The 25,470-nt window shown below is 61.0% G+C and carries 21 protein-coding genes; 9 read left to right on the plus strand and 12 right to left on the minus strand.

Annotated features, from left to right (window positions below):
- Positions 1-2: 2 nt before the first annotated feature.
- Entirely contained in the window at positions 3-470 is a 468-nt protein-coding gene (locus NXC24_RS01550; RefSeq protein ID WP_104821690.1) for a truncated hemoglobin, read from the minus strand.
- Between the two features lie 210 nt (positions 471-680).
- On the opposite strand from NXC24_RS01550, the gene mbfA reads away from it, so the two are divergent.
- Positions 681-1,664: an iron exporter MbfA gene (gene mbfA, locus NXC24_RS01555; RefSeq protein WP_104821691.1), complete on the plus strand. Its 984-nt coding sequence runs from the start codon at positions 681-683 to the stop codon at positions 1,662-1,664.
- A gap of 208 nt (positions 1,665-1,872) precedes the next feature.
- Here mbfA and NXC24_RS01560 read toward each other — a convergent pair whose 3' ends face one another.
- Together NXC24_RS01560 and NXC24_RS01565 are read right to left on the minus strand one after the other, a co-directional pair.
- The gene (locus NXC24_RS01560; RefSeq protein WP_104821692.1) at positions 1,873-2,472 is read right to left on the minus strand and encodes a transglutaminase-like cysteine peptidase; all 600 of its coding nucleotides are present in this window, start codon (positions 2,470-2,472) and stop codon (positions 1,873-1,875) included.
- 234 nt (positions 2,473-2,706) lie between these two features.
- On the minus strand, positions 2,707-3,519 hold the full coding sequence (locus tag NXC24_RS01565) for an alpha/beta hydrolase (RefSeq protein WP_104821693.1): 813 nt from the start codon (positions 3,517-3,519) through the stop codon (positions 2,707-2,709).
- Positions 3,520-3,797: 278 nt separating this feature from the next.
- Between NXC24_RS01565 and infC the strand changes: the two genes are divergently transcribed.
- From infC to pheT, 5 genes are all read left to right on the plus strand, one after another.
- A complete protein-coding gene (gene infC, locus NXC24_RS01570) occupies positions 3,798-4,334 on the plus strand; it encodes a translation initiation factor IF-3 (RefSeq protein WP_183868856.1) in 537 nt (178 codons plus the stop codon).
- Between the two features lie 319 nt (positions 4,335-4,653).
- Entirely contained in the window at positions 4,654-4,857 is a 204-nt protein-coding gene (gene rpmI / locus NXC24_RS01575) for a 50S ribosomal protein L35 (protein WP_028750884.1), read from the plus strand.
- A 37-nt stretch (positions 4,858-4,894) separates the two neighbouring features.
- Complete coding sequence (rplT, locus tag NXC24_RS01580) at positions 4,895-5,299, plus strand: 50S ribosomal protein L20 (RefSeq protein WP_104821695.1); 405 nt, start codon at positions 4,895-4,897, stop codon at positions 5,297-5,299.
- Positions 5,300-5,616: 317 nt separating this feature from the next.
- On the plus strand, positions 5,617-6,699 hold the full coding sequence (gene pheS, locus NXC24_RS01585) for a phenylalanine--tRNA ligase subunit alpha (RefSeq protein WP_104824954.1): 1,083 nt from the start codon (positions 5,617-5,619) through the stop codon (positions 6,697-6,699).
- A gap of 16 nt (positions 6,700-6,715) precedes the next feature.
- Complete coding sequence (gene pheT, locus NXC24_RS01590; RefSeq protein ID WP_104821696.1) at positions 6,716-9,139, plus strand: phenylalanine--tRNA ligase subunit beta; 2,424 nt, start codon at positions 6,716-6,718, stop codon at positions 9,137-9,139.
- 40 nt (positions 9,140-9,179) lie between these two features.
- On the opposite strand, the gene NXC24_RS01595 is transcribed toward pheT, so the two are convergent.
- The 4 genes from NXC24_RS01595 to NXC24_RS01610 all read right to left on the minus strand — a co-directional run bounded on the left by NXC24_RS01595 (position 9,180) and on the right by NXC24_RS01610 (position 18,680).
- Complete coding sequence (locus tag NXC24_RS01595; protein WP_104821697.1) at positions 9,180-9,539, minus strand: nuclear transport factor 2 family protein; 360 nt, start codon at positions 9,537-9,539, stop codon at positions 9,180-9,182.
- A 90-nt stretch (positions 9,540-9,629) separates the two neighbouring features.
- Positions 9,630-11,717, minus strand: coding sequence for a penicillin-binding protein 1C (pbpC, locus tag NXC24_RS01600; RefSeq protein WP_104821698.1), 2,088 nt, complete (start codon positions 11,715-11,717; stop codon positions 9,630-9,632).
- 9 nt (positions 11,718-11,726) lie between these two features.
- The gene (locus NXC24_RS01605; protein WP_104821699.1) at positions 11,727-17,234 is read right to left on the minus strand and encodes an alpha-2-macroglobulin family protein; all 5,508 of its coding nucleotides are present in this window, start codon (positions 17,232-17,234) and stop codon (positions 11,727-11,729) included.
- A 450-nt stretch (positions 17,235-17,684) separates the two neighbouring features.
- Entirely contained in the window at positions 17,685-18,680 is a 996-nt protein-coding gene (locus tag NXC24_RS01610; RefSeq protein WP_104821700.1) for an aldo/keto reductase, read from the minus strand.
- A 136-nt stretch (positions 18,681-18,816) separates the two neighbouring features.
- On the opposite strand from NXC24_RS01610, the gene NXC24_RS01615 reads away from it, so the two are divergent.
- Positions 18,817-19,710 carry a LysR family transcriptional regulator gene (locus tag NXC24_RS01615; protein WP_104821701.1) on the plus strand — a complete coding sequence of 298 codons (894 nt, stop codon included), beginning with the start codon at positions 18,817-18,819 and terminating at the stop codon, positions 19,708-19,710.
- Between the two features lie 42 nt (positions 19,711-19,752).
- Here the strand turns inward: NXC24_RS01615 and NXC24_RS01620 are convergent, their stop codons facing one another.
- Positions 19,753-20,247, minus strand: a complete 495-nt coding sequence (locus tag NXC24_RS01620) for a ferritin-like domain-containing protein (RefSeq protein WP_104821702.1) — start codon at positions 20,245-20,247, stop codon at positions 19,753-19,755.
- 169 nt (positions 20,248-20,416) lie between these two features.
- Here NXC24_RS01620 and NXC24_RS01625 point away from each other — a divergent pair, with 169 nt between their 5' ends.
- A complete protein-coding gene (locus NXC24_RS01625; protein WP_104821703.1) occupies positions 20,417-21,034 on the plus strand; it encodes a hypothetical protein in 618 nt (205 codons plus the stop codon).
- A gap of 50 nt (positions 21,035-21,084) precedes the next feature.
- Here the strand turns inward: NXC24_RS01625 and NXC24_RS01630 are convergent, their stop codons facing one another.
- The 4 genes from NXC24_RS01630 to NXC24_RS01645 form a co-directional block, all read right to left on the minus strand.
- Positions 21,085-21,528, minus strand: a complete 444-nt coding sequence (locus tag NXC24_RS01630) for a GNAT family N-acetyltransferase (RefSeq protein ID WP_104821704.1) — start codon at positions 21,526-21,528, stop codon at positions 21,085-21,087.
- 19 nt (positions 21,529-21,547) lie between these two features.
- A complete protein-coding gene (locus NXC24_RS01635) occupies positions 21,548-22,498 on the minus strand; it encodes an aldo/keto reductase (RefSeq protein WP_104821705.1) in 951 nt (316 codons plus the stop codon).
- 112 nt (positions 22,499-22,610) lie between these two features.
- Positions 22,611-23,603, minus strand: a complete 993-nt coding sequence (locus NXC24_RS01640; protein WP_104821706.1) for a helix-turn-helix domain-containing protein — start codon at positions 23,601-23,603, stop codon at positions 22,611-22,613.
- A complete protein-coding gene (locus NXC24_RS01645; RefSeq protein ID WP_104821707.1) occupies positions 23,600-24,166 on the minus strand; it encodes an isochorismatase family protein in 567 nt (188 codons plus the stop codon). The genes NXC24_RS01640 and NXC24_RS01645 overlap by 4 nt, the downstream gene beginning before the upstream one ends.
- Before the next feature lie 315 nt (positions 24,167-24,481).
- Between NXC24_RS01645 and NXC24_RS01650 the strand changes: the two genes are divergently transcribed.
- Positions 24,482-25,468 carry a Gfo/Idh/MocA family oxidoreductase gene (locus tag NXC24_RS01650; RefSeq protein ID WP_104821708.1) on the plus strand — a complete coding sequence of 329 codons (987 nt, stop codon included), beginning with the start codon at positions 24,482-24,484 and terminating at the stop codon, positions 25,466-25,468.
- Positions 25,469-25,470: the final 2 nt, after the last annotated feature.

The raw sequence follows: 25,470 nt of genomic DNA on the forward strand, positions 1-25,470 counted from the left end.
GCTTAGACAGTCTTCCTCGCCGGATCGTCCAATGCCGGATTATAGAAGAGTGAGAGCGTCAGGCTCTTGGCGATGCGCTCGGCTGTCGCCATGAACCAGGCCCTAGCTTCATCCGAGGGCGCGATATCCGCAAGCGTTTCCGAAAAAAGCGCCAGCCATTCTGGAAAAAGGTCCGGCGCGATGCCTTCGACGCCGAGATGAGCCTGCACCGGCTTGCCGCCATAGGCGCCGTTTTTGAACGCAACCGACGACCAGAAGCGTTTCATCTTCTCCATATGGTCCGGCCACCGACCGGCAAGACGACCGTCAAAAACCGGACCGAGCCGGGGATGCGCCTGAATGCGTCCGTAGAAAGTATCGACAAGCCGGTCGATGAAGGCTGCATCGATGCCGATGCGCGTCATCTCGGCTTCGGCCTTCTCGCGGATGCCGGCCAGGTGAGCGGCGCGACCCTGTATGTCAATGTTCATGTCATGCTCCTGCCGCCGCTCAGCATTTTGCGCAATACGGCGTTTGTCGGCCCTCTATCTATGCATTTTCATGGCGCAACCAAGATGTCATGCCGCCGTTGCGGCAATCTGTCAAAGTCATGGGGTAGTTGGCTCGGCATAGTCTGTTAGCCCTTGACCCCAGTGATCGTCCACTTTAGTTTTAGAATAATTCTAAAGATGGAGATTTTTATGTTGCTCGGGTTTTTCCGCTCGCCAAAACGTTCCTTTGCCTCTTTGTCCGAACAGGAAATTCTCGCCATTGCCATCGCCTCGGAAGAGGACGATGCCCGCATTTATCTCGCCTATGCCGATATTCTAAGAGACAACTATCCCGATTCCGCCAAGGTGTTCGAGGACATGGCCGAAGTCGAGGATACCCACCGCAAGACGCTGATCGACATGCACCGCAAGCGTTTCGGCGAGCGTATCCCGCTGATCCGGCGCGAACATGTCAACGGTTTCTATGAACGCAAGCCGGACTGGCTACGCAAGAACCTGTCGCTCGAAGCCATCCGTGCAGAAGCCGAGGGCATGGAACAGCAGGCCTATAATTTTTATGTCGAGGCGGGCAAGCGGGTTTCCGACGCCTCGACGCGCCAGCTCCTCGGCGATCTGGCGCTGGCGGAACAAGGGCATGAAGACATTGCCCGCATGCTTGGCGACAAGCACACGCCGGAATCGGTGAAGGAAGAAGAGGATGCGGATGCCCGCCGCAAGTTCGTGCTCACCTATGTGCAGCCGGGCCTTGCCGGCCTGATCGACGGCTCGGTCTCGACGCTTGCGCCGATCTTCGCCGCCGCCTTCGCGACGCAGCAGACATGGCAGACCTTCCTCGTCGGCCTGTCGGCTTCCGTCGGCGCCGGCATATCCATGGGCTTCACTGAAGCCGCCCATGACGACGGCAAGATTTCCGGCCGCGGCTCGCCGATCAAGCGCGGTTTTGCCTGCGGCATCATGACGGCACTCGGCGGATTGGGCCATGCGCTTCCCTATCTTATTCCCAATTTTTGGACCGCCACGATTACTGCGGCCATCGTTGTCTTCTTCGAGCTGTGGGCGATCGCCTTTATTCAGAACAAATATATGGAGACACCGTTTCTCCGCGCCGCCTTCCAGGTCGTTGTTGGTGGCTCCCTGGTGCTTGCAGCGGGCATACTGATTGGAAATGGGTGAGACGCGATCGGCGAAGCCGACGAAACGATCCAGTGAATCGTTTCGCGCGTCGAACGCCCTGAGCCCAAGCGAAGGGCCGGCGGGCACGGCATAGGCGATGTCTTGTCTTGTTCTGTAGGACGAAGATCAGACCGTTCTAAGGATTTTTGGAAAAACAAAAGGCCGGCAGATGTGCCGGCCTTTTGTATGAGTTCTGTTCTTATGGTGATTACTTGACGGCTCCGACGAGGACGTCGTTGCCATTTTCGATGGTGACCCAGCGGCCGGCATTGTAGCTCGCCTGGCGCTTCAGATAGGAATAGGGGGTCTGGTACCAGACCTTCACCTCGTCATCGAGATTGTCGAGAATGTAGTCGCCCTGATCGGTGCGCAGCGTCAGCACGGCATGGCCTTCGCCATCGGGTTTGCGTACGACCGTCATCAGAAGGTTGGCGGCGGAAATACCCTTCTGCATGAGAAGCTTGCGCTTCAGAAGCGCGAAATCTTCGCAGTCACCGGCCGTCTTCGGATATTCCCAATATTCTTCCTGGCCGTAGACTTCCATGTCGGTGGCAGGCGTGATGGTCTTGTTGACGCGCAGGTTGACCTGATTGACCAGCGTCCAGGTGGCGGCGTTCATATCGACAGGACCGGTATTGCGCGTCGGGCCGCATTCGTCGGCATGACGCTCGCAAAACTCATAGTGCCCGATGGGCTGGGATGTTACACCGCCGATGGTCATCGATGCGGTGTTCTGGGGGGCCGGCATGGCCGACGACGACATCGCAACTATAGCTGCGAAGGCAACGAATACGCCCTTAATACGCACGCCCACTTTCCTTGTATCGTCCCTGCATTTGTTAACAAATTGTTAATGTAAGGGGGCGCGCCAAGTCAATCGTTACTTAAGTGTTAACAGCGGAACCAGCCTTTATGGTTAATTTCAGCACAATCAAGAGGCTAGTCGCCACAATTCAATGCCTCTTATGATTACCGGAAGGCATGCGGGTTCTACCCCGCGGCGGGCCGTCCGCGGGTTTTTCACAAAGCTATCTATATGTTTTTACGGATGATTATGGAGCGCCAGCGTCTCCGCTGCGGTCAACATGCGCTCGATATCCTGCGGTCGGGACAGCCGATGATCGCCGTCACGCACAAGTGTTAACACGACATCGTCGGCCGGCAAATGTTCGACCAATCTTAACGAATGGGCAAAGGGCACATCCTCGTCCTGCATGCCCTGTAGGATATGAACCGGGCAGCCCGTTTCGATGATGCCGGTCAAGACGCGGTTGGCGCGGCCGTCCTCGATGAGCGCGCGGGTGAAGATATTCGGCTCGGGACTATATTCTGAAGGCTCCTCGAAATAGCCGCGTTCGGCAAGCGATCTCCGCTCGACATCGGAAAGGTTCGGCTCGATGAGATCGATAGTGAAGTCCGGGGCGGGAGCAATCAGCACAAGGCCCTGGATGGCCGGTGTCTTCTTGCGCTTGCGCAGTTCCTGGATGAGCCGCAGCGCGATCCAGCCGCCCATGGACGAACCGACAAGGACGATCCGCTTCGGCTTGGCGTAGTCGATGACGGCGAGCGCCTCTTCCAACCAGCGCGAAATCGTGCCGTCGGTGAAGACGCCGCCGGATTGGCCATGGCCCGAATAATCGAAGCGGATGCAGCCGAGGCCCAGCCGTTCGGCAAGCGCGTCGAGCTCCAGCGCCTTGGTGCCGCTCATATCGGAGCGATAGCCGGAGAGCCACACGAAGGTCGCGCCCTTTGCGCCTTTCCTGGCCGCGCGCAGTTGCACGGCGATCTGCCGTTGGTCGTCGGCGCTGCCCACGGAAATAAAGGTCGGTTCAAGGTCGGCTAGTGCTTCGGACATTAAAAACTCCCGGAATTTTGTGCTTTATAGAGCAGATTCGCACCCGCGCGAGTGCAAAAATCCTCCCGATTTCTGAAGAAGCGCATGCGCTATTTTGTGATGTTGCTGTGTCCTTTGCGCATCTTACGGCTGCGCCGCACAGTATTGGCACACGGGAGGTGATTTTTTCCTGGCATCATGCTATTGACTTCACCGCAGCTTTTACGACATTTCCGTCAGTTGCGCCGACGGGAGCGAGAGGCTGCAGCAATCCGAAACAATTCGTGGAGAGTACGACCATTCGCAGACCCTTTAAAACCGATGCGCCCGTGAAGGACGGGCCACGTTCCAACAGGGAAATCCGCATTCCCAAAGTTCAGCTCATCGCGGCTGACGGCCAGAATATGGGCATCGTCCCAACCGACCAGGCATTGAGAATGGCAGAGGAGGCCGGTCTCGATCTGGTGGAGATTTCCCCCAACGCTGAACCGCCTGTGTGCAAGATCCTCGATCTGGGCAAGCTGAAATACGCCAACCAGAAGAAGGCCGCCGAGGCGCGCAAGAAGCAGAAGGTCGTCGAAGTCAAAGAAATCAAGATGCGCCCGAACATCGACACGCATGACTACGACGTGAAGATGAAGGCGATCGAACGTTTCTTTGAAGAAGGCGACAAGGTGAAGGTGACCTTGAAGTTCCGCGGCCGTGAAATGGCCCACCAGGAACTCGGCATGAAGCTTCTCCAGCAGGTCAAGGAAGATACGCTCGAGATCGCCAAGGTCGAAGCCGAGCCCAAGCTCGAAGGTCGCCAGATGATGATGGTGCTTGCGCCAAAGTGAGGCGCGAGCAGACGTAAGAGGCCGGAGCCGTCCTGTTGGGCGGCTTTTTCCTTTTGTGCTCCGGGTTGATGCCTGTCATCGATCCGTAAAAGAATCCCCGCCGTGCCCGTTGCACTTACAGGCGACTGCGGTTATAAGCGCGCGTCCGAACTGACCGGCAGGGCATGCCGTGGCAGTTCAGAATGCTGGCGGAGCGGTTCGTCACCGTATCCGCCGTTCAACAACAAACGCTCCGGCACCTTGTCGCAGCCCCGGCCCAGCCGGATCTGTGGGGAGGCTTTTTACAAAGCGCGCCAGGAAGCATCGAAGGAGTAGCAAAATGCCCAAGATGAAGACGAAGTCCTCTGCCAAGAAGCGGTTCAAGATCACCGCGTCCGGCAAGGTCAAGGCAGCCGCTGCTGGCAAGCGCCACGGCATGATCAAGCGTACCAACAAGTTCATTCGCGACGCCCGCGGCACCATGGTTCTCGCAGAGCCGGATGGCCGTAAGGTTGTCAAGAACTACTTGCCGAACGGTCTCTGAGACTATTCGTAACGCTATAGACTAAGGAGATCATGAAATGGCACGCGTAAAAAGAGGCGTTACCGCCCACGCCAAGCACAAGAAGGTTCTGAAGGCAGCCAAGGGCTTCTACGGCCGCCGCAAGAACACCATCCGTACCGCCAAGGCCGCCGTCGACCGCTCCAAGCAGTACGCTTACCGCGACCGTAAGATCAACAAGCGCAACTTCCGCGCCCTCTGGATCCAGCGCATCAACGCTGCCGTCCGCGAATTCGGCCTGACCTACGGCCGCTTCATCGACGGTCTGAACAAGGCTGGCATCGAAGTCGACCGCAAGGTTCTCTCCGACATGGCGATCCATGAGCCGGAAGCTTTCGGCGCGCTCGTCGCCGCCTCCAAGAAGGCGCTGGAATATCTCAAGGACGCCGGCACGAAGAACGAATTCGAAGCTGCTGTGAACTAACACCGCTTCGCACGTATTTCGTGTATTCATTGCAAACCCGCGCTGGCAAAACCGGCGCGGGTTTTGTGTTTGCAGCACGCATGATCGAGCCCATTTGGCCTGATCAAAGCGCGCGCCGCCGCCGGCTGTGGCCGAACTTCGGCACATGACCCGTTTTCTTGGCGGGTTTTTGTCATTTGCCCGTTGATTGGCCGCGTGCACATGGGTAGTGATCTGCAGCGCTTCATCGTTGCCACCAGCTATCCGATGTATGTGTTCACCAATTATTCTGCGGAATGAGCGGCGCGGTGAGCCCGCCCTCCGCAAGGCAGGACAAGATGACGGAACTCGATACTCTTGAAACCCAACTCATGGCCGATGTGGCCGCTGCCACGGACGAGCAGGCGATCGAAGCCGTCAGGGTCTCCGCTCTCGGCAAGAAGGGCTCGGTTTCAGAACTGTTGAAGACGCTGGGCTCGATGTCGCCGGAAGAGCGGCAGACGCGGGGCGCGGCGATCAATGCGCTGAAGAATTCGGTGACCGACGCCATCAACGCCCGAAAGGGTGCGCTGCGCGATGCCGCGATCGAGGCCAAGCTGAAGGCGGAGACGCTGGACGTCAGCCTGCCCGTGCGTTCTTCGCCTGCGGAACGCGGCCGCATTCATCCGATCAGCCAGATCGTCGACGAGATCACCGCCATCTTCGGCGACATGGGCTTTTCGATCGCCGAAGGTCCCGACGTCGAGACCGATTATTATAACTTCACGGCGCTGAACTTCCCCGAAGGGCACCCGGCCCGCGAGATGCACGATACCTTCTTCTTCCAGCCGGACGAGAAGGGTGAGCGCAAGGTGCTGCGCACGCACACTTCGCCGGTGCAGGTGCGCACCATGGAGACGCGGAAGCCGCCGATCCGCATCATCATTCCCGGCAAGACCTATCGCCAGGATAGCGACGCCACGCATTCGCCGATGTTCCATCAGGTGGAAGGCCTCGTCATCGACAAGACGGCGAATGTCGCCAATATCCGCTGGGTGCTGGAAGAATTCTGCAAGACCTTCTTCGAGGTCGACAATGTGACGATGCGCTTCCGCCCCTCCTTCTTCCCGTTCACGGAACCCTCGTTCGAGGTCGATATCCAGTGCGATCGCTCCGGCCCGATCGTCAAGTTCGGCGAAGGCACCGACTGGATGGAAATCCTCGGCTGCGGCATGGTTCACCCGAACGTGCTGCGCTATGGCGGTCTCGATCCGGATGAATATCAGGGCTTTGCCTGGGGCATGGGCCTCGACCGCATCGCCATGCTGAAATACGGCATGCCCGACCTGCGCGACTTCTTCAACGCCGACGTCCGCTGGATGAACCACTATGGCTTCCGCCCGCTCGACATGCCGACACTGTTCGGCGGTTTGAGCGTGTAAGGAAGGGATAAAGCACATGAAATTCACACTCTCCTGGCTGAAAGAGCACCTGGAAACGGACGCCACGCTCGACGAGATCTGCGCCCGCCTGACGATGATCGGGTTGGAAGTGGAAGACGTCGACGACAAGGCGGCATTCAAGCCCTTCGTCATCGCCAAGGTCCTTTCCGCCGAAAAGCATCCGCAGGCCGACCGGTTGAAGGTGCTGATGGTCGACAACGGCTCTGGCAAGCCGGTCCAGGTCGTCTGCGGCGCGCCGAATGCCCGCGCCGGCCTCGTTGGCGCCTTCGCGGCTGCCGGCACCTATGTTCCTGGTATCGATGTAATCCTGACGGTCGGCAATATCCGTGGCGTCGAAAGTCACGGCATGATGTGCTCGGAAAAGGAGCTGGAAATCTCCGACAGCCATGACGGCATCATCGATCTGCCGGAAGATGCGCCCGTCGGCACCAGCTTTGCCGCCTATGCCGGCCTCGACGATCCGATGATCGAGATCAACCTGACGCCGAACCGTCCCGACTGCACCGGCGTCTACGGCATCGCTCGCGACCTCGCCGCTTCCGGCCTCGGCACGCTGAAGCCGCGCCTGACGCCGACCTTCGCCGTCGACGGCGATACGCCGGTGGACTTGAAGATCGAGCTCGATGATGCCGCCCTCTGCCCAGGCTTCGCGCTCCGCCTCGTACGCGGCGTCAAGAACGGCCCGAGCCCGAAATGGATGCAGCAGCGGCTGCTGGCGATCGGGCTGCGCCCGATCAGCGCGCTGGTCGACATCACCAACTACATGACCTTCGATCAGGGCCGGCCGATGCACGTCTTCGACGCCGCCAAGGTCAAGGGCAATCTGGTCGTGCGCCGTGCCCGGGATGGCGAGACCTTGCTGGCGCTGGATGAGCGCGAATACAAGCTCAATCCCAACAATGTTGTCATCTCCGATGATGATGGCGTCGAGTCGATCGGCGGCATCATGGGCGGCGAGCATTCCGGCTGCGATGAGAACACCGTCGACGTGCTGATCGAATCGGCGCTTTGGGACCCGATGAACATCGCCAAGACCGGCCGCAGCCTCGGCATCATCACCGATGCCCGCTATCGTTTCGAGCGCGGCGTCGATCCGGAATATATGGCTCCCGGCCTGGAACGCACGACCGAGCTGGTGCTCGCCTGCTGCGGCGGTACCGCCGCCAAGGCCAAGGTCGAAGGCTATAAGGGCTACGACGCCAAGATCGTCGATTTCCCCTTCTCCGAGGTCAAGCGTCTGACTGGCCTTGACGTCTCGGTGGAAGAGGGCAGGTCAATCCTGACGAAGCTCGGCTTTTCGGTCTCCGGCTCGGGCGAGCGGGTCTCCGTCGCAGTTCCCTCTTGGCGGCCGGATGTCGATGGCAAGGCCGATCTCGTCGAAGAGATCATGCGCATCCATGGTGTCGACAATATCAAGCCGCAGCCGCTCGCAAGCCACAACGCCGTCAACGGCAAGATCCTGACAACGCTGCAGATCCGTACGCGCACCGCCAAGCGCGCGCTTGCCTCCCGCGGCATGCTGGAAGCCGTCACCTGGTCCTTCATCTCCGAAGATCAGGCCAAGCTCTTCGGCGGCGGCTCCAATGCGCTGAAGCTTGCCAATCCGATCGCCGCCGACATGTCCGACATGCGTCCCTCGCTCCTGCCGGGCCTGCTGTCGGCTGCGCAGCGCAACGCCGACAAGGGCTATGGCGACGTCGCGATCTTCGAAGTCTCCGGCACCTATGAAAACGACAGGCCCGAAGGCCAACGCCGCGTCGCCGGCGGCATCCGCCGTGGTACTGCGACGTTGACGGGCGCCGGCCGCATGTGGTCGAACGCCGCCAAGGGCGGCGGCAAGCCGGTCGATGTCTTCGACGCCAAGGCCGACGCACTGGCCGTGATCGAAGCCTGCGGCCTGCCGATGGGCAATATCCAGATCGAGCAGGGTGGCCCCGCCTGGTATCATCCGGGCCGCTCCGGCACCATCAAGATGGGTCCGAAAGTCGTGCTCGGCTATTTCGGCGAATTCCATCCGAAGACGCTGGAAGCGCTCGATGTCACCGGCGCGCTTGCCGGCTTCGAGGTCTATATCGACGCCATGCCGGAGCCAAAGAAGAAGACGACGCGCACCAAGCCGGCGCTGGAGCTTTCGCCGTTCCAGGCAGTCAAGCGCGACTACGCCTTCGTGGTCGACAAGACTGTGGAAGCCGGCGCCGTCATCCGCGCCGCCACGGGCGCCGACCGCAAGCTGATCACCGGCGTCAATGTCTTCGATATTTTCGAGGGCGCATCGCTCGGCGACGGCAAGAAGTCGATCGCCATCGAGGTGCAGATCCAGCCGGCCGAGCGCACGCTGACCGACGAGGATTTCGAGGCGCTGACCCAGAAGATCGTCGCCAACGTGACGAAAACGACGGGTGGCGTGCTTCGGGGGTGACAAGGTTTCCCTTCTCCCCGCCTGGGAGAAGGGGAAAGACCTACCGATGCAAATGGTAGACCTTGTTGACGATGGTCCACCGTCCGTCGATCTTCAGCAGTGACAGATAGTCGGAAAAGCGCATGCCGGCGAATTCGTCGACGACTTTGACGCTTGCGGCATCACCTTCGATATCGATCAGCTCGATCTCCATCAGCGGCACAGTGTCGGGCGGTGCGCTGCCTTCTTCAACGATGGCGCTGATGAATTCGTCGCGCGTCATCCATTCCACCGCACCCTGATAATTGCCTATGATCGCTACTCGTGGATGGAGCGCCTTGCGCAATGCCGGCTCGTTCGCGAATGCCATGCCATCGACATAGAGGTGAACAACCGCACGGATTGCTTGCTCTTCTGACATCTCGCTATTCCTCGTTTGAGTGCCTGTTAATATAGCATAAACGCCCCAACTGGCAAAAACGGCGGCGTGATCGCGAGGATTTGACCGGTCTTATTCTACGAAAATCCGTACGCTGGCGGCCCGGCCGGCGGCATCGATGACGGTCAGCGTCGAATAGCCGGCGCCATCCGGAATCCATTGATTGGTGCGGCGGCGAGAGAGATCGGGCAGCGGCTTGCCGTTGGCGAGCCAGCGGAACGGCGCGCGGCCGCCCTGCAGCTTCAATGCCAGCGGCATCGGTGGGTTGGCGCCGCTGCTCGCGCCAAGATCGACGCGCGCCCCCTCTGGCGGATAGACGATCTGTGGCGCCGGCTCGCGGGTCGAGGCTGACAGCAAGCCGGCGGCCGTCACCGAAAAACGCCGCTGGCTGATCGGCAGTTCGGTGGCGGAAATGCGCACCGCGCCCATGGGCGCCGGCGGAAACGGCGCGATGGCGACGCCGGATTTGGCGAAGCCTTCGAAGAGGATGGGGGCGGCTGAGACATAGCCCGCCAGGCCCGGCACCGCGCCATTGTCCGGCCGGCCGACCCAGACGCCGAGCACATGCGCACCATCGTAGCCGACGGACCACGCGTCGCGGTTGCCATAGCTGGTGCCGGTCTTATAGGCGATGCCGAGCTGCTTGCTGCCGGCCGGTGCAATGATATCGGAGAGAATGTCGGTGATGTTCCAGGCTGCGACCGGCTCCATCAGCGGCTCGCTTTCGATCGGCCCGGGTTGATCCTGAATGCCGTCGCCGATCCGCATCGGTTTGCCGCGGTTGGCAAGGCCTGCATAGAGCTGCACCAGATCCTTGAGCGTGATGCCGACGCCGCCGAGGCCGATGGCGAGGCCCGGCGCTTCGTTGGGCGGCAATACCGGCTTCACCTCGGCGCGGCGGAAACGCACCAGCAGCCGCGTCGGCCCGACGGCGTCGAGCAGACGCACGGCCGGCACATTGAGCGACAGTTGCAACGCCTCGCGCACGCTGACATCGCCCTGGTAGGTCATGTCGAAATTGCGCGGGCGATAACCGTAGAAATCCGCAGGACGGTCCTCGATGATCGTTTCCTGGGCGACGTATCCTTCTTCGAAGGCAAGGCCGTAGATGAAGGGTTTCAGCGTCGAGCCGGGCGAGCGCAGGACACGAGTCATGTCGATCCAGCCGGAGCGGCTGGAATCGAAATAATTGGCCGAGCCGACCTCACCGACGATGTCGCCGGTATGTGCATCCGCCATCACCATGGCGACAGAGACCTTCGGTCCCAACCGCTTCGATGCTTCATCGGCGACGATTTCAAGGCCTTGCTGAATATCCCGGCGCAGCGTCGTTCGGTGCCGGATGACGCCGGGTTGCTTGCGTAGCGCGGCCTCCGCGAGATGCGCGGCATAGGCCGGCAATTGCCGTCGCTTCGCGGGGACCGGGACGAGCGCTGCCCGCTCAGCTTCACCCTCGCCGACGGCAGCCGCAACGGCAGCGCGATCGAGCACGCGGCGGCGGGCTGCCTCGGCGCTTGCGAGATTGCGGTCCGGCCGGCGCTTTTCCGGTAATTGCGGCAGAGCGACCAGCAAGGCCGTCTGTGCGACGGTCAAATGCCGCGGCTCCTTGCCGAAATAGGCAAGGCTTGCCGCACGCACACCCTCCAGATTGCCGCCATAGGGCGCATGCGTCAGATAGAGATCGAGGATTTGCTCCTTGCTGAGCCGCCGCTCGATCTGGATGGCGCGGACGATCTGCAGCAGCTTTGCCGTCACCGACCGCTCATTGCGCGGCTCGATCAGCCGCGCCACCTGCATCGATAGTGTCGAGCCGCCCGAGACGATGCGGCCATGGCTAACGAGCTGCACAAGTGCCCGGCCGAGCGCCATCGGGTCGACGCCGTGATGGTCGTAGAACCGCCGGTCCTCGTAGGCGACCAGCATGCGCAGGAATTGCGGATCGACATCGGCGACATCGGTCTTCAGCCGCCAGCGCCCCTCCGGCGTGGCGAAGGCTCGGAGCAACTCGCCATTGACGTCGAGCACCTCTGCCGAGACGATGCCGGCCTTGTCGAGCGGAGGCGGAAAGGCGCGATCGCCGGCCTCGAGGCCAAGGACAAGCGCCGCCACCGAGAGGGCGCTCACCCCGACACCGATCGCAATTTTCCATCGTGTCTTCATCGCCTGCTCTTACTGCTGTGCTGCCAGCACCTCCATGCGGCCCATCGCCGTGCGGGCCGAGAATTGCGGACGATACATGTCCTCGACGCTCGCGGCCGGATGATCGTAGGTGCCGGGGGTAACGGCACGGACGACATAGGCGAAGGTCAGATCACGATCGGCGCCGGTGCTCTGGTCGAAAGCGGCGACGAAGCGGTCGTTGCGGAATTCGACATGGGCCGGCTGGATATCGCTGAGCCAGTCGAAGTTCGAAAGCTGGGCGCTGTTGACGATGCTCGGATTGTCGATCTCGAAGCCGGCGGGCAGGAGATCGGTTACGAGAAGGCGCTGCGGCCAGTCATTGTCCTCGGTAACATGCAGCACCACGACGTAACGCTCGTTCTGCTGCGCTTGGCTGACATTAGCCTCCTCGCCATCGAGCGTGTAGTACTTGCGCTCGATCTTGAAGCCGTTGCCGCCGGCCGGCAGTGGTGCGACCGGAGCGGCGACCGTAGTCACCGCGGCCGATAAGGGCTGGCGTGTGGTGTTGGTGACGGTCAGCGGATGTCCCATCAGGGCGTCGCCGGTCATTTGGGCCATGTAAGCGCCGCTATGGGCAGCGCCGTTGACATCCAGCGTCAGGCCGTCATCGCCGTTCTGCAGGGCGCGGGCAGCGAGCAGCATCCAGGTTTGTTCCTGGGTGCTGGTATAGGTCTTGGTCTGCCATTCCTTGGCAACGACCGACGCCAGATCTGGAATGATCGGGGGCACAGGGCGGCTTTCGGCAGCAAGTGCCAGCACGGCCGCGCCGTCGCGCAGCGACGAACCGTAGTCGGAACGAGCGAAGCTGACCTTGGTCACCGCCGCCTTTTGCGACATCTGCAGCGCATCGACGAAGATGTTGCGTGAGCGCTGGGCATCGCCATAGAGCGCGAGAGCGGCCGCCAGATGTGCCTTGGAGAGTGGCGTCGGGAAGTCGTTCAGCATGGCGTCGGCGTAGTAGCGCAGATCGCTGATCGAAGCCTTCTTGTTGCGGGCGAGCACGTAGAGCGCATAGGCGATCTCGTTGCCCTGGTCCTTGACGTTGGTGTTGATGCTCAAGGAGTTCTGCAGGTTTTCCAGTGCTTGCACCATGGCCTGATCCGGCACGGTGTATTTCTGCTCGCGGGCGCGGGTCAGGAAGTCTGTGACATAGGCGTCGAGCCAGAGATCGCCGGAGCCCGGAGCCCAGAGGCCGAAGCTGCCCGTCGACGACTGATAGGACATTTCGCGATAGATTGCGTCCTGAACGCGCTTGTGGATTTCAGCGTCGTCGGCAAGACCGTTCTTGATCGCCATATCGCTGAAATAGAGCAGCGGCATCGCGCTGCTGGCTGTCTGCTCGGCGCAGCCATAAGGATAGCGGCTGAGGCTCATCAGCAAAGCGGGCACGTCGAAGGCGCTGGAGCGGCTGACATTGAGGCTGACGGAAGCGCCCGGCAGCACGCTATCGGCCAAAAGGTCGGCATTGACTGTCAGGCTCTTGCCGGGGGCAAGCGCGATGACGCGCCGTTCGGTGACTGGTAGCTGCGCCGGGCGAACTGGAATATCGACCGATTGATCGAGCGACATGCCGGAAGCATTCGACAGCTTGATCGAAACCGTACCGTCGCCGGGCTGTCCGCCGGTCAGCGGCAGCGTGATGTTGTATTTACCGCCGGTCTGTAGGTTGATCGTCTGCTGCGCAGCGCTTGCATCCACGGTCACGGCCGAGTTGCCCGTCACTGCCAGCCTGTAGTCGCCGGCGGGCGCGTCAGTATTGGCGATATCGAGCCGGAGATTGGCCTTATCCCCCGGAGCGAGGAATTTCGGCAGGCTAGCGGTGACGACGACGGGGTCGCGGATGATCACATCCTGCGTCGCATGGCCGATCCCGGCCTTCGACCAGGCGACGGCCATCAGGCGTGCCGTGCCGTTGAACTGCGGAATGTCGAAGCTGACATTGGCCTTGCCACTGGCATCGAGCTTGATCGGGCCGGAGAAGAAGGCGATCAGCTTTTCCGTCGGCGGGCTGGCCTGCAAGGCCGCCTGTCCGCCATCGCCACCGGTGCGCAACCGCCCGGTGGCGCCGAGCGAGCCGTCGATCAGGCGGCCGTAGAGGTCGCGGATTTCGAGGCCGAGCTGGCGCTGGCCGTAATACCATTCGTCCGGGGCTGGCGGCTGGTAGCGCGTGAGGTTGAGAATGCCGACATCGACGGCGGCAACCGTGACATAGGCATCCTCGTTGGCGCCCGCGCCCGCCACCTGCACGCCGATAGTCAGCGGCTGACGGGGCAGGGTCTTCTGTGGCGCATCGAGCTTGACCTGCAGCTTGCGTTCGCCGGGATCGACGATCGCCCATTTGATGCCGATTGCGCGCATTGGCATGCGGCTTTCCTGGGCATCGCCGGGGCGGAAGAGGGTGGCGGTTACATAGGTGCCGGCGCCCCAATCGGCGGTGACGGGGATGTCGACTTCGCCGCCGGTGGCGCCGATATCGGCATTGGTCACCGAGATCAGCGTTTCGGACCCGGCCGTCACCATCAACTGGCCGGCGTAACGCGAGGTCACCTTCAGCTTGGCAGTATCGCCGACATGGTAGCTGTCCTTGTCGAGCGCAATTTCCAGTGCGTCCGGCGTTTGCGTCGAGGCGGAAGCGACATACCAGCCGGCGTTGAATTGGACGCTGGATTCCGGCCCGTTCGGATCGGCCGTCTCTACTTCCAGCCGGTAGCGGCCCCAGGTCACCGGCACCGAGATTCTAGCGCCGTCCGTTGTGGCGTTGACCGTGCCGGTGGCGACCTGCTTGGTCGACATCACGGGCTCGTATTTCCAGCTACTGCCGTCGCGATACCATTGGTAGTCGCGTTCGACACTGAGCAGCTTCCAGGTCAGGCCCTGCATGGCCTGCTTCTGGCCGTTCTGGTCGACGGCGATGACATGGAAGTTGCCGATGGAATTTTCGCCGAGATCGCCGTCGAATTCCGGCTTGATGCCGATCCGCGGCCCATCCGCCTTGACCGGCAGCGTCAGGGAGCGCTCGACGGCCCGGCCGCCGGCCTCCTGCATGCGCACGGTGATGTTGGCATTGAGGAGCTGCGTGGTCGAAGGCGTGTCGGCTATGGTGACGTCGAAGGTCGTCTTGCCGTCTTCGTCCAGCGCCTGCAGGTCTTCCAGCGGCATTTGCGAGCTTTCGGCCTTGTTGTCGCTGCTGCTGTCGCTATCGCTGTTGTCCTGCCCGGCGCCCTCGTCGGCGAGGCCGAATTCATAGCCCTTATAGTCGGCGCTCTCGCGGGTCGGCTTCAGCGTCACTTCGCCTTCGAGGCTTAAACCCGCGGCCGGCGCGCCGTAGAGGTAGCGCCCTTCGATATTGACCGGTGTGGGTTGGCCGACTTCGATCGCCTTCGCGTCGCTCTTCATGTCGAATTCGATGCGATCCGGCACGAAATCGTCGACGAGGAAGGTCTGTGAGCCGATGGAGGTGCCCTTCGGGTCGGTATAGATGTTCATTGTCCAGGTGCCGCGCATCGAGGTCTGCTGTAGCGGCAGGTCGACATTGTAGCCGCCGAGCTTGCCGCCGTCGGTGACGATGCGGCGGTCCTCGACGCCGTCGGGGCGCAGGAAGACGAAGGTGAGCGGCAGGTTCTCGACCGCCATCGAGCTGACGTCGCGGGCAAGAGCGGAGGCATGCACCGTCTCGCCGGCGCGGTAGATGCCGCGTTCGGTCCAGGTGAGCAGATCGATCGCGCCCGGTGCCGTGCGGCCGGTGACGCCGCGGTCGGAGAGATCGAAGCCCGCACGGGTCATGTCAAGGAAGACGTAATCCTGGTCGCCGTTCTGCGCCGTGATGACGGCCGGGGTCATGCCTGCCGTGCCGCGCATCAGGCCGGCGCTGAAGGTGGCGCGGCCGTTCGCATCGGTCTTCGCAGTGCCAAGGATTTCATTGTTCTTGGCGAGCAGTTGCAGTTCGACGCCAGCGATCGGCTTGGCGCTGCCAAGCGAGCGGGTGAAGACGTTCAAGCCGTCGGTGCCGGCATAGGTCGTGACACCGATGTCGGAGACGACGAACCATTGCGTAGCCTGCGGATCCCACTCCTGGCCGCCGTTCGGTGTGACGGCGGTCAGGACATAGACGCCCGGCTTGCGCTTGGGCAGCGCCTCGTCGACCGGGAAACTTGTGACGACGTCCTTGTTGAGGTCCTGCTGGATATCGATTGAACCCTGCCAGACCAGTTCGCCGCTGGTGTCCTGGATGGTCTGGGCGCTATAGCTGTCCATCTGCGTCAGGAACTGCGAATTGCTGAGCAACTGGGCAATGTTGCGGTCGCCGATGCGGTAGAGCTTCAGATTGGCCGTGGTGGTGTTGACCGAAACCAAGGGAATGCCGCGACGCGCCGTCGACGGCAGCACGAAATTGTCGCCGGTGAAGCGGATCGAGGCGGTGCGGTCCTTGACATAGACATCGATGTCCACCTGGGCGGCAAGGTTCTCATCGACAGAGGAGGGCAGGCCGCGGCGCAGCGAAATCTTGTAGTGCTGGCCGAATTCGAGGCCTTCGACGCAGATCTGGTTGTCCTTGGCGTCGACGCCCTTGGGGGCGGCGCCGTTGACGGTCACGAAGGGCGTGTAGTCGACGCCGCTCTTCACCAGTTTTTCGGAGAATTGCAGGCAGGCGCGGGGCGAGGCGTTGTCGTTGTCCAGCGTGTTGCCGGTGACACGGAAGCCCTGCCGGGCTTTGAGATCGTCATAGGCGGCCTGGATCGTCGGGGAGCCGGCCAGAGCGAGGCTTGCCTTATAGGCGCTGAGCGCCTGGCGATAATTCTGTGCATTCTGCAGCGAGGTAGCGAGCACGGCGAGTGCGTCGGCGCGGCTGCGCGTCGTGCGGGAAAGCTGATAGCCGTTGAGAGCAGCGTAAGCCGCCTGGGTGGCGACGGTTGTATCGTTCGTTATCGTGTTGGCGGCCCGTGCCATCTCGACCCAGAGCGCGCCATTGTCAGGCGCAAGCGACAGCGCGCCCTGGAAGGCGTTCAAGGCATTGTTGACGTTGCCGGAGGTCAGCTCGATGCGGCCGAGCGCCGTCAGGCTTTCGACGCCTTGTCCCTTCAACTCATTGGCGAGCGTGAGCCTGCTCTTCGCATCGCGCGCGCTCTGTACGAAATTGTCGGAAAGGAAGGGGAGGGCGGGTGCGGCGCCGATATCCGGCTCGTTGGCGGCAGCCGTTTCGACGATCTTGCCGGCGACAGCGCCGGGGAAACTGTTGAGCTGGTTGAAATCGGACTTCAGGAAGCACCATTTCACCTTGGGATTATAGGTGAAGGCCTTGCAGGATTTGTCGCCGATGCAGGATGTCGAGCACTGGTCCAGCGTGACATTCTGTTCGGTGCGCAGATCGAAGCCGAAATAGTCCCCATCCTGTGTGGTGACCACCTGGCGCTTCGTATCGGCGGCGCTCGCCGGCGTCAAGGCAGCGAAGGTGGCGAGAAGAAAAGCGGAAAGTCCGATAAACGCGCGCTTAGACATAAGTCCCCCCAACGCTGTCCGTTTCGATTGGCCGCACTCTTCAAACTTCGGGCTAATTTGTCAACCGAGCGTCGAGATCTAAAAGCGGGATTTCGACCATAACGATCTATTTGATGTGAAGCCTTCGATCAAAAATTGGTACTTTAGTCTACGCTTTTCAAGGCTTTCGACAGAACGCTCGATGGGAATGCCAATCATCCAGTTCGCAATGGACTGCGCGTGCGAAGATGTCATTCGGCACGGATAAGCAGAGAAAAATCAAAAGCTTATTTTGTAGAAGGTCGATACCTTGTTTCGCAGTACAGACCTTTACAGAGCGTCTGTTTCATCCTCATGACGATGGCTGCTGAGGATCGCGTTCAGTTCGTCATCGAATAGATGTGTCACCTGTTCATCGGCACCGGCGAGGGGGCGCCGGTGCCGATGTTGCGTGAGAATGGCTGACGATCCCTACCGGTTCGTCATCGCCAGCGAGGCATCCGAATAGCGCTTGCCAGCTACCAGCTCGAGCGGCATGACATCGCTCAATTCCTGAAGTTCGCCGGCCGAGAGCGTGATGTCGGCAGCGGCGGCATTCTGCTCCAGATGGTTCAGCTTGCGGGCGCCGGGGATTGGCACGATGTCGTCGCCCTGGTGCAGCACCCAGGCAAGTGCGAGCTGTGCCGCCGTGACGCCCTTGTCCTTGGCGAGGGCTTCGAGCTTGGCGACGAGTGCGGCGTTGGCGTCGAAATTCTCGGCCTGGAAACGCGGCAGATTGCGGCGGAAGTCATCGGCTGCCAGTTCGTCCGCATTGCGGATCGCGCCGGTCAGGAAGCCGCGGCCAAGCGGGCTATAGGGCACGAAGCCGATGCCGAGTTCACGGCAGGCGGCAAGGACCTCTTCCTCCGGATCGCGGCTCCACAGCGAATATTCACTCTGCACGGCGGCAATCGGATGCACGGCATGGGCGCGGCGAATGGTGGCGGCGCTGGCTTCGGAAAGCCCGAGCGCCCGCACTTTGCCCTCCTTCACCAGCTCCGCCATGGCGCCGACGGTATCTTCGATCGGAACATTCGGATCGACGCGGTGCTGGTAGAAGAGGTCGATGACATCCGTGTCGAGGCGTTTCAGCGAGGCTTCGGCCACCTCTTTCACATGTTCCGGCCGGCTGTCGACGCCGACCATCGCTGCCGGACCGGATTTTTCCAGATCGAGCTTGAAGCCGAACTTCGTCGCGATGACGACGCGATCCCTGACGGGCTTCAGCGCACGGCCGACCAGCACCTCATTGGTGAAGGGGCCGTAGGTCTCGGCGGTATCGAAAAAGGTTACGCCGAGGTCGACGGCACGATGCAGCGTTTTGACTGACTCGTTATCATCCGTAGCGCCATAGGCGAAGCTCATGCCCATGCAGCCGAGACCGACGGCGGAGACAGAAAGTTCCTTGCCGAGTTTGCGGGTTTTCATAGTCGTATCCTTTTGAGCTTAATTCCGAGCCGCGACGACAATGATTGCCTGCCGCGTGACAAGCGAGAAACTATGCCTGGCGATAACGAATGAAAATGCATGCAAATCCAAATAGGCTGTTCTATTATTTAGATCAATGAACAGAACCCAGCTCTCTCAGTTGGCGGTCCTCGCCGCCGTTGCTGCCCATCGCAGCTTCCGTTCCGCCGGCAAGGAATTATCGATTGCGCCCTCCGCCGTCAGCCATGCGATCTCCAGCCTGGAGGAAAGCCTCGGCGTGCGGCTGCTTGCCCGCACCACCCGAAGTGTGTCGCCGACGGAGGAGGGTAAGCTGTTGTTGGAACGCCTGGCGCCGGCACTGGAGCAGATCGATATTGCCTTGGAGGATACGCTTGCCGCCCGCGGGCGTCCGGCCGGCAACCTTCGCATCACCGCGCCGCGTTTTGCGACCGACCTGCTGCTCGCCCCGCGGCTCGGCGATTTCCTGAACACCTATCCCGATATCACGCTGGAAATCGCCAATGAGGATGGCTTCAGCGATATCGTCAAGGAAGGCTTCGATGCCGGCATTCGCCTGGAGGAGAGCATCGAAGGGGATATGATCGCGGTGAAGGTCTCGCCGGATATCCGCACCGTCATCGCCGGCTCCCCGGCCTATTTCGAGAAGAATCCGAAGCCTTTGCATCCGCGCGATCTCGTCCATCACCGCTGCATCAAGCGACGATTTACCGATGGCTCTCTCTATCGCTGGGAGTTCGAGAAGGACGGTCGTGAGTTGATCGTCGCCATCGACGGGCCTTTGATCGTGATCGAGGACCGGCTTGCGGTTCTGGCGGCGATCAATGGCGCCGGCCTCGCCTATCTGTTTGACATCCGCGTGCAGCAGGAACTGGCCGAGGGCAAGCTCATCCGCGTGCTGGAGGACTGGTGTGCACCCTATCCCGGCTTCTGCATCTATTATTCCAGCCGCCGTCAGATGCGCCCGGCACTCAGGGCCTTCATCGATTTCTTCAAATATACCGGGCAATAGGAGAGCAGCGGGGCAGGCCCCGCCGCTCTTGCCACGAGGCAATCACGCTGCGGCTTTCTGATTGGCAGCGGTCATCGCCAGCTTCGAGAGGATCTTGTCGGTATTTCCCTCTTCCTGCAGCGTCTGGTCGAGCAGCTTGACCACCTGCTGCTGGCCGAGTGTGTTCGCCCAGGTGCGCAGCGTGCCGTAGCGGGCAATCTCATAATGCTCGACGGCCTGCGCGGCGGAAATCAGCCCGGCATCGAGAGCGGGCGTTCCCTTGAATTCGTCGATGATCTCTTCGCCTTCGGCGATGATTCCTTGAATGGCTTCGCAAGTCTTGCCTTGCGCGCGTTTGCCGATCAGTTCGAACACCTGCTGCAGGCGTTCCACATGTCCTTCGGTTTCCTGCAGATGCTTTTCGAAGCCGGCCTTGAGATCCGGCGATTGCGCTGCGCGAGCCATCTTGGGCAGTGCCCGAACGATTTGCCGCTCGGCATAATAGATGTCCTTCAGTGTATCGTAGAACAGATCTTCCAACGTCTTGTCCTTGGCCATTATCTCTCTCTCCGTGTTGTCAGAGCCTGATTTTTCTGGGATGCCGCTCGACGGCGACCCCTACAGAAGCCAGTGCAATCCCAATTGTTCCCGCTGCTGACAAATTCGGGGTGGCGGCGTGAGATAAGGTGTCTGTACCAGTCACGCGGGCGGAGAGAGGTTCGAGACGATGAAGAAGCCGGGATCGATGAAGGGGCTGGAGGAGCTCGGCCGCGTCCGGCTGTCGAAGAATTTCTTCCTGCGTGATTTCCTGCACTCGGAGATCGCCGATTTCCATCGCATTCCGAATATCCCCGATGATCCTGATCTGGCAATCGAGACCGGCAGCCGGCTTTGCGAGGAGCTGCTGGAGCCGCTGCAGGCGACCTTCGGACGACTGCATATCCGTTCAGGCTACCGCGCGCCCGAGGTCAATGCCTTCGGCAACAGGAACGGCTTCAATTGCTCGACCAATGCCCACACCGCCACGCATCATATTTGGGATATGCGCGATCTTGATGGTTGCATGGGCGCGGCAGTCTGTATCGTCGTGCCGTGGCTGATCGACAATTGCCGCGAAGAGGGAGATTGGCAGAAGCTTGCCTGGTGGATCCACGATCACCTGCCCTACGCTTCGCTCTGCTTCTTCCCGAAATTATGGGCCTTCAACATCCAATGGCACGAGCGGCCGCAACGGACGATCCAGAGCTATGCCCCGCCGCGCGGCATGCTGACCAAGCCCGGCATGGCAAATTGGCAAGGCGATCATTCGGCCCTCTACGAAGGATTTCCGAAACCGGTTATTTGACTGGGCATGATCTTATCCAAAAACCGCTTCACACTTTTTGGGATCATGCCCTAAAAACTGATGCGGTAACGAATGTGTCCGTCGCTCTCGACATAGCTGTCGTAGAGCTTGCGGGCCGTCGCGTTGCTCTCTTCCGTATGCCAATAGAGCCGCGCCCAGTCGTTCTTTTGGCAGAGGGCGACGAGGTCGTCCATCAACGCCCGGCCGACACCCCGGCCACGTGCGCTTTCATCGACGAACAGGTCTTCCAGATAGCAATCCGGCGTACGCACCCAGGTGCCCTCATGCGTCAGGCAGAGCGTGAAACCCTTCACCTCGCCATCGACTTCGGCGACGCGCATGAATATGGCGGACGCCGGATCGAAGACCCGGCGCCATGTCTTGTCGGTAATATCCGGCGCGATGCCGACGCCATAGAAAGCGAGATAGTCGGCCCAGAGCTCGCGCCAGCGGCTTTCGTCTTCTGGCTTGGCATCGCGGATCACCACGGTCATCGTTTTGTCCCTGCCTACGTTATTCGCCGGCTTTGTCGAGCAGCCTCATCGCTTCGTCGGAAAGCGAAAGCTTTGCCGAATTGATCAGCGCGTCGAGCTGGCTGAGACTGGTGGCGCTGGCGATCGGCGCGGTAACACCCCGTTTGCGCAGCAGCCAGGCGAGCGCGACATCGGCCGGCGTGGATTTGGTTTCCGCCGCGACTGTATCAAGAGCGGCGAGAATGCGGAAACCCTTGTCGTTGAGATAAGTCGCGACGCGGTTTTCGCGCGCCCGGCCTTCGGTATCGGCCTTGCTGCGGTATTTGCCGGTGAGGAAGCCGGCCGCGAGGCTGAAATAGGTGATGACGCCGATTTCTTCCTTGACGCAGAGGTCCGCGAGCGGACCTTCGAAGCTGTCGCGCGCATAGAGATTATATTCCGGCTGCAGCACGTCGTAGCGCGGCAGGCCAGCCTTGGCCGCGGCGTCGAAGGAGGCCTGCAACTGCTCGGCATTGAGGTTGGAGCAGCCGGCATGGCGAATCTTGCCCTGTTCCTTCAGCTTGGCATAGGCGCCGAGCGTCTCCTCATGCGGGGTTTCCGGGTCCGGCCAGTGCGAGAGGTAGAGGTCGATATAGTCGGTCTGTAGGCGCTTCAGCGAATCCTCGACCGCCTGCAGGATGTAGTCCGCCTTCAGCCCTTTCTTGCCGGGACCCATTTCCGAGCCGACCTTGGTGATGATAATGGCCTTGTCGCGGGCGACACGGCCCTGCTTCAGCCACTTGCCGATGATCTCCTCGGAATCGCCGCCCTTGTTGCCCGGAACCCAGCTTGAATAGACGTCGGCTGTATCGATTGTGTTGAAGCCGGCGTCGAAGAAGGCGTCGAGCAGAGCGTAGGAGGTCCTCTCATCGGCCGTCCAGCCGAAGACATTGCCGCCTAAGACGATCGGCGCGGTGAAAAGATCAGTTCGTCCAAGCTTACGCATTTCCATAATGGCTCTCCAAATCACTTGAGCAAAAACCGGCGTGGGGAAAAGGCCGGAAGGGGAGGGGACGTCGCGGCAAGCTATCGTTCTACCATTGGAAATGCCACTAACGATTATTTTATTCGGCCGCCGATCGTCGGTAGTGGCTGGGCGGCAGCTCATTATACTTCGACCAGACGCGCCGCATATGCCGCGGCGAGGCGAAACCGGATTTTTCCGCCACGCGCTCCATATCCAGCCGCGAGTTAGCGAGCACATCGCGGGCGAGCGTGACGCGCATCAGATTGACATAGGCGGTTACCGACAGCCCGGCATGCTCCTGAAACAGGCGGGAAATATGCCGCGCGCTCATCGCGCCGATACCGGCGAGCTCCGCGAGCGACCAGCCATGGGCGGGATCGGCCATGATCGCATCCTGAACGCGGTGAATGGCGGGATGCACATGGTTGCGGCCGCTGAGCCAGGGCGAAAGCTGCGGGTCGGCGCCGGTGCGGCGCATGTAGACGACCATGTGTCGGGCGATGGTCAACGCTGTCACCGGCGAGGTGAGTTTCGAGACGATGTGCAGCATCAGGTCCGTGCCGGTGGAGATGCCGGCGCTGGAATAGCGCTCACGGTCCTCGACGTAGAGCCGGTTGTCGAGAACCCGCGCAGTCGGGGCATGGTGCTGAACTTCCTCGATGCACGCCGCATGCGTCGTGCAGGCATAGCCTTCGAGCAGCCCGGCGCGAGCAGCAAGTACGGCCCCAGAGCAGATGGTGATGAGGGTGACGCCCGGACGGATTACCGTCCTTAGCCAGGTGGCGAGGAGCCTATTCTCTTCATCGATGTCGCCGGCATCAGCCGGCGGCGTGACGCTGCCGGAGACGATAACCAGTGCACCATCGGGAACACGATCGGGCAGCGGCAGCAGGTCGGCAAGCGTCAGACCGATCGAAGTGGTCTGGGTCGGCCGGGCAGCAATGAAACGGTAATCGAACAGGATATCCTCCTGTTCGATATTGGCGCGGCGCAGAACCTCCACCGGCCCGGCGACATCCATCAGCAGCGTATAGGGTGGCAGTACGACATAAACGGGAATGGTCCGGAGGTGTCGGCCGGTTTGGTTCATGCAGCGCTCCTGGTGGTCGCGGCGGCAAGCGCATCGTCCACGGTGGCGATGCGGGCAAATCGACCTGATAGCACCAGCTCGGTCCGCTTCTTGATATCATCGGCGCTGAACACCGTGCCGGACGCGTGCGTCATCGGGAAAGTCAGCGTCGCCTCGGTGACATAGTCGACATCGTAGCCGAGGTCCGAGGCGTGGCGCGTCGTTGTTTCGCAGCATTGTTCGGTGCGGATGCCGGAAACGATCAGTTTGCGGATGCCATTTTCCACCAGCCAGACGTCGAGACTGGAACCCACGAGCGCGGAATGGCGGGTTTTGTGGAATACGGCGTCGGCCTCCAGCGCAATCTCCTCGAGCTTGCGGACATATCCGCTCGCCAGGCTGAAATGCTCGTCGCCATCGACATGGAAAATCTGGACCACCGGAATGCCGCGGGCTTTGGCTCCGTCGATCAGTGCCTGTAGCCGGTCGACGAAATCCGGCAGATCATCGGTTTGCCAGTATGGGCGCTGACGAAAGGACTCCTGAACATCGATGACCAGCAAGGCGGTGTCGGCATGGGACATTTTCGTATCTCCTGTGTTTGAAGGATAACCGAAGCTAGACCCGCCTTGATAGCCTCAAAAGCCAAAAGCCGGACAAAATGAGGACAAATCCGGCCATAGAGACATCCAGCAGCGCAACGAGTTTTCGGCTTGACGCTGCTCCATGCCATTGCGCCTTGGATAAGTGCCGAATAGAGTTGGTCCCGGTTTCGTCGCGAGCGAGACGACCCATCGTTTCGTTCCACCCATCAATTTCATAAGGTCCTGTTCGAAAGCCGCTCAGCGCTTGCCGCCCTGCGGTTGTTTGCTTCGGGATCGTGCTCCAGGAGGAAAATCATGCTGCGTTTCGGAATTTTGTCGACCGCCAAGATCGGCCGCGAACTCGTCGTGCCGGCTATTCAGGATGCGGAAAATTGCGTGGTGACGGCAATCGCCAGCCGTGATCTGGGGCGCGCTCGCGACATGGCGGATCGCTTCTCCGTCCCGCATGCTTTCGGCTCCTACGAGGAAATGCTCGCCTCGGACACGATCGATGCCGTCTATATTCCGCTGCCGACTTCGCAGCATGTCGAATGGACGATCAAGGCGGCCGATGCCGGCAAGCATGTGCTCTGCGAAAAGCCGATTGCGCTGAAGGCCAACGAGATCGACAGCCTGATCGCTGCCCGCGACCGCAACAAGGTGCTGGTGACGGAAGCCTATATGGTTACTTATACGCCGGTCTGGCAGAAAGTCCGCTCGCTGCTGCAAGCCGGCGCCATTGGCCGGCTGCGGCACATCCAGGGCGCCTTCACCTATTTCAACCGCGATGCCGGCAATATGCGCAACATCCCGGAACTCGGCGGCGGCGGCTTGCCCGATATCGGCGTCTATCCGACGATCAGCACCCGCTTCGTTACTGGTCGCGAACCCCTGCGCATCCAGGCGGTCACCGAGCGCGATCCGGAATTCGGCACGGACATCTATTCCAGCGTCAAAGCCGATTTCGGCGATTTCGAGATGACCTTCTATATCTCGACGCAGATGGCTGCCCGCCAAGTCATGGTTTTCCACGGCACGGACGGTTTCATCGAGGTGAAGTCTCCCTTCAATGCCGACCGCTATGGCGCCGAAGAGCTGGAGCTGACCAATCGCGGCCATTCGGAATCGCAGATCTTCCGCTTCCCCGATAGTCGTCAGTACAAGCGCGAGGCGGAAGCCTTTGCCTCGGCCGCAATGGGCAAGGGTGCGGAAGTCGTGACGCTCGAAAGCTCGAAGCTCAATCAGAAGGTCATCGACGCCATTTATCGCGCCAGCGAGAAGGATGGCTGGGAGCCGGTCTGAAC

The sequence above is a fragment of the Rhizobium sp. NXC24 genome (genome assembly GCF_002944315.1).
In the GTDB taxonomy this organism is placed as follows: domain Bacteria; phylum Pseudomonadota; class Alphaproteobacteria; order Rhizobiales; family Rhizobiaceae; genus Rhizobium.

Bases quoted from the DNA above. Each gene is read 5' to 3' on its own strand.
- NXC24_RS01550 (WP_104821690.1), bottom strand. From the start codon at position 470: ATGAACATTGACATACAGGGTCGCGCCGCTCACCTGGCCGGCATCCGC.
- mbfA (WP_104821691.1), top strand. From the start codon at position 681: ATGTTGCTCGGGTTTTTCCGCTCGCCAAAACGTTCCTTTGCCTCTTTG.
- NXC24_RS01565 (WP_104821693.1), bottom strand. From the start codon at position 3,519: ATGTCCGAAGCACTAGCCGACCTTGAACCGACCTTTATTTCCGTGGGC.
- rpmI (WP_028750884.1), top strand. From the start codon at position 4,654: ATGCCCAAGATGAAGACGAAGTCCTCTGCCAAGAAGCGGTTCAAGATC.
- rplT (WP_104821695.1), top strand. From the start codon at position 4,895: ATGGCACGCGTAAAAAGAGGCGTTACCGCCCACGCCAAGCACAAGAAG.
- pheS (WP_104824954.1), top strand. From the start codon at position 5,617: ATGACGGAACTCGATACTCTTGAAACCCAACTCATGGCCGATGTGGCC.
- pheT (WP_104821696.1), top strand. From the start codon at position 6,716: ATGAAATTCACACTCTCCTGGCTGAAAGAGCACCTGGAAACGGACGCC.
- NXC24_RS01595 (WP_104821697.1), bottom strand. From the start codon at position 9,539: ATGTCAGAAGAGCAAGCAATCCGTGCGGTTGTTCACCTCTATGTCGAT.
- pbpC (WP_104821698.1), bottom strand. From the start codon at position 11,717: ATGAAGACACGATGGAAAATTGCGATCGGTGTCGGGGTGAGCGCCCTC.
- NXC24_RS01605 (WP_104821699.1), bottom strand. From the start codon at position 17,234: ATGTCTAAGCGCGCGTTTATCGGACTTTCCGCTTTTCTTCTCGCCACC.
- NXC24_RS01610 (WP_104821700.1), bottom strand. From the start codon at position 18,680: ATGAAAACCCGCAAACTCGGCAAGGAACTTTCTGTCTCCGCCGTCGGT.
- NXC24_RS01615 (WP_104821701.1), top strand. From the start codon at position 18,817: ATGAACAGAACCCAGCTCTCTCAGTTGGCGGTCCTCGCCGCCGTTGCT.
- NXC24_RS01620 (WP_104821702.1), bottom strand. From the start codon at position 20,247: ATGGCCAAGGACAAGACGTTGGAAGATCTGTTCTACGATACACTGAAG.
- NXC24_RS01625 (WP_104821703.1), top strand. From the start codon at position 20,417: ATGAAGAAGCCGGGATCGATGAAGGGGCTGGAGGAGCTCGGCCGCGTC.
- NXC24_RS01630 (WP_104821704.1), bottom strand. From the start codon at position 21,528: ATGACCGTGGTGATCCGCGATGCCAAGCCAGAAGACGAAAGCCGCTGG.
- NXC24_RS01635 (WP_104821705.1), bottom strand. From the start codon at position 22,498: ATGGAAATGCGTAAGCTTGGACGAACTGATCTTTTCACCGCGCCGATC.
- NXC24_RS01640 (WP_104821706.1), bottom strand. From the start codon at position 23,603: ATGAACCAAACCGGCCGACACCTCCGGACCATTCCCGTTTATGTCGTA.
- NXC24_RS01645 (WP_104821707.1), bottom strand. From the start codon at position 24,166: ATGTCCCATGCCGACACCGCCTTGCTGGTCATCGATGTTCAGGAGTCC.
- NXC24_RS01650 (WP_104821708.1), top strand. From the start codon at position 24,482: ATGCTGCGTTTCGGAATTTTGTCGACCGCCAAGATCGGCCGCGAACTC.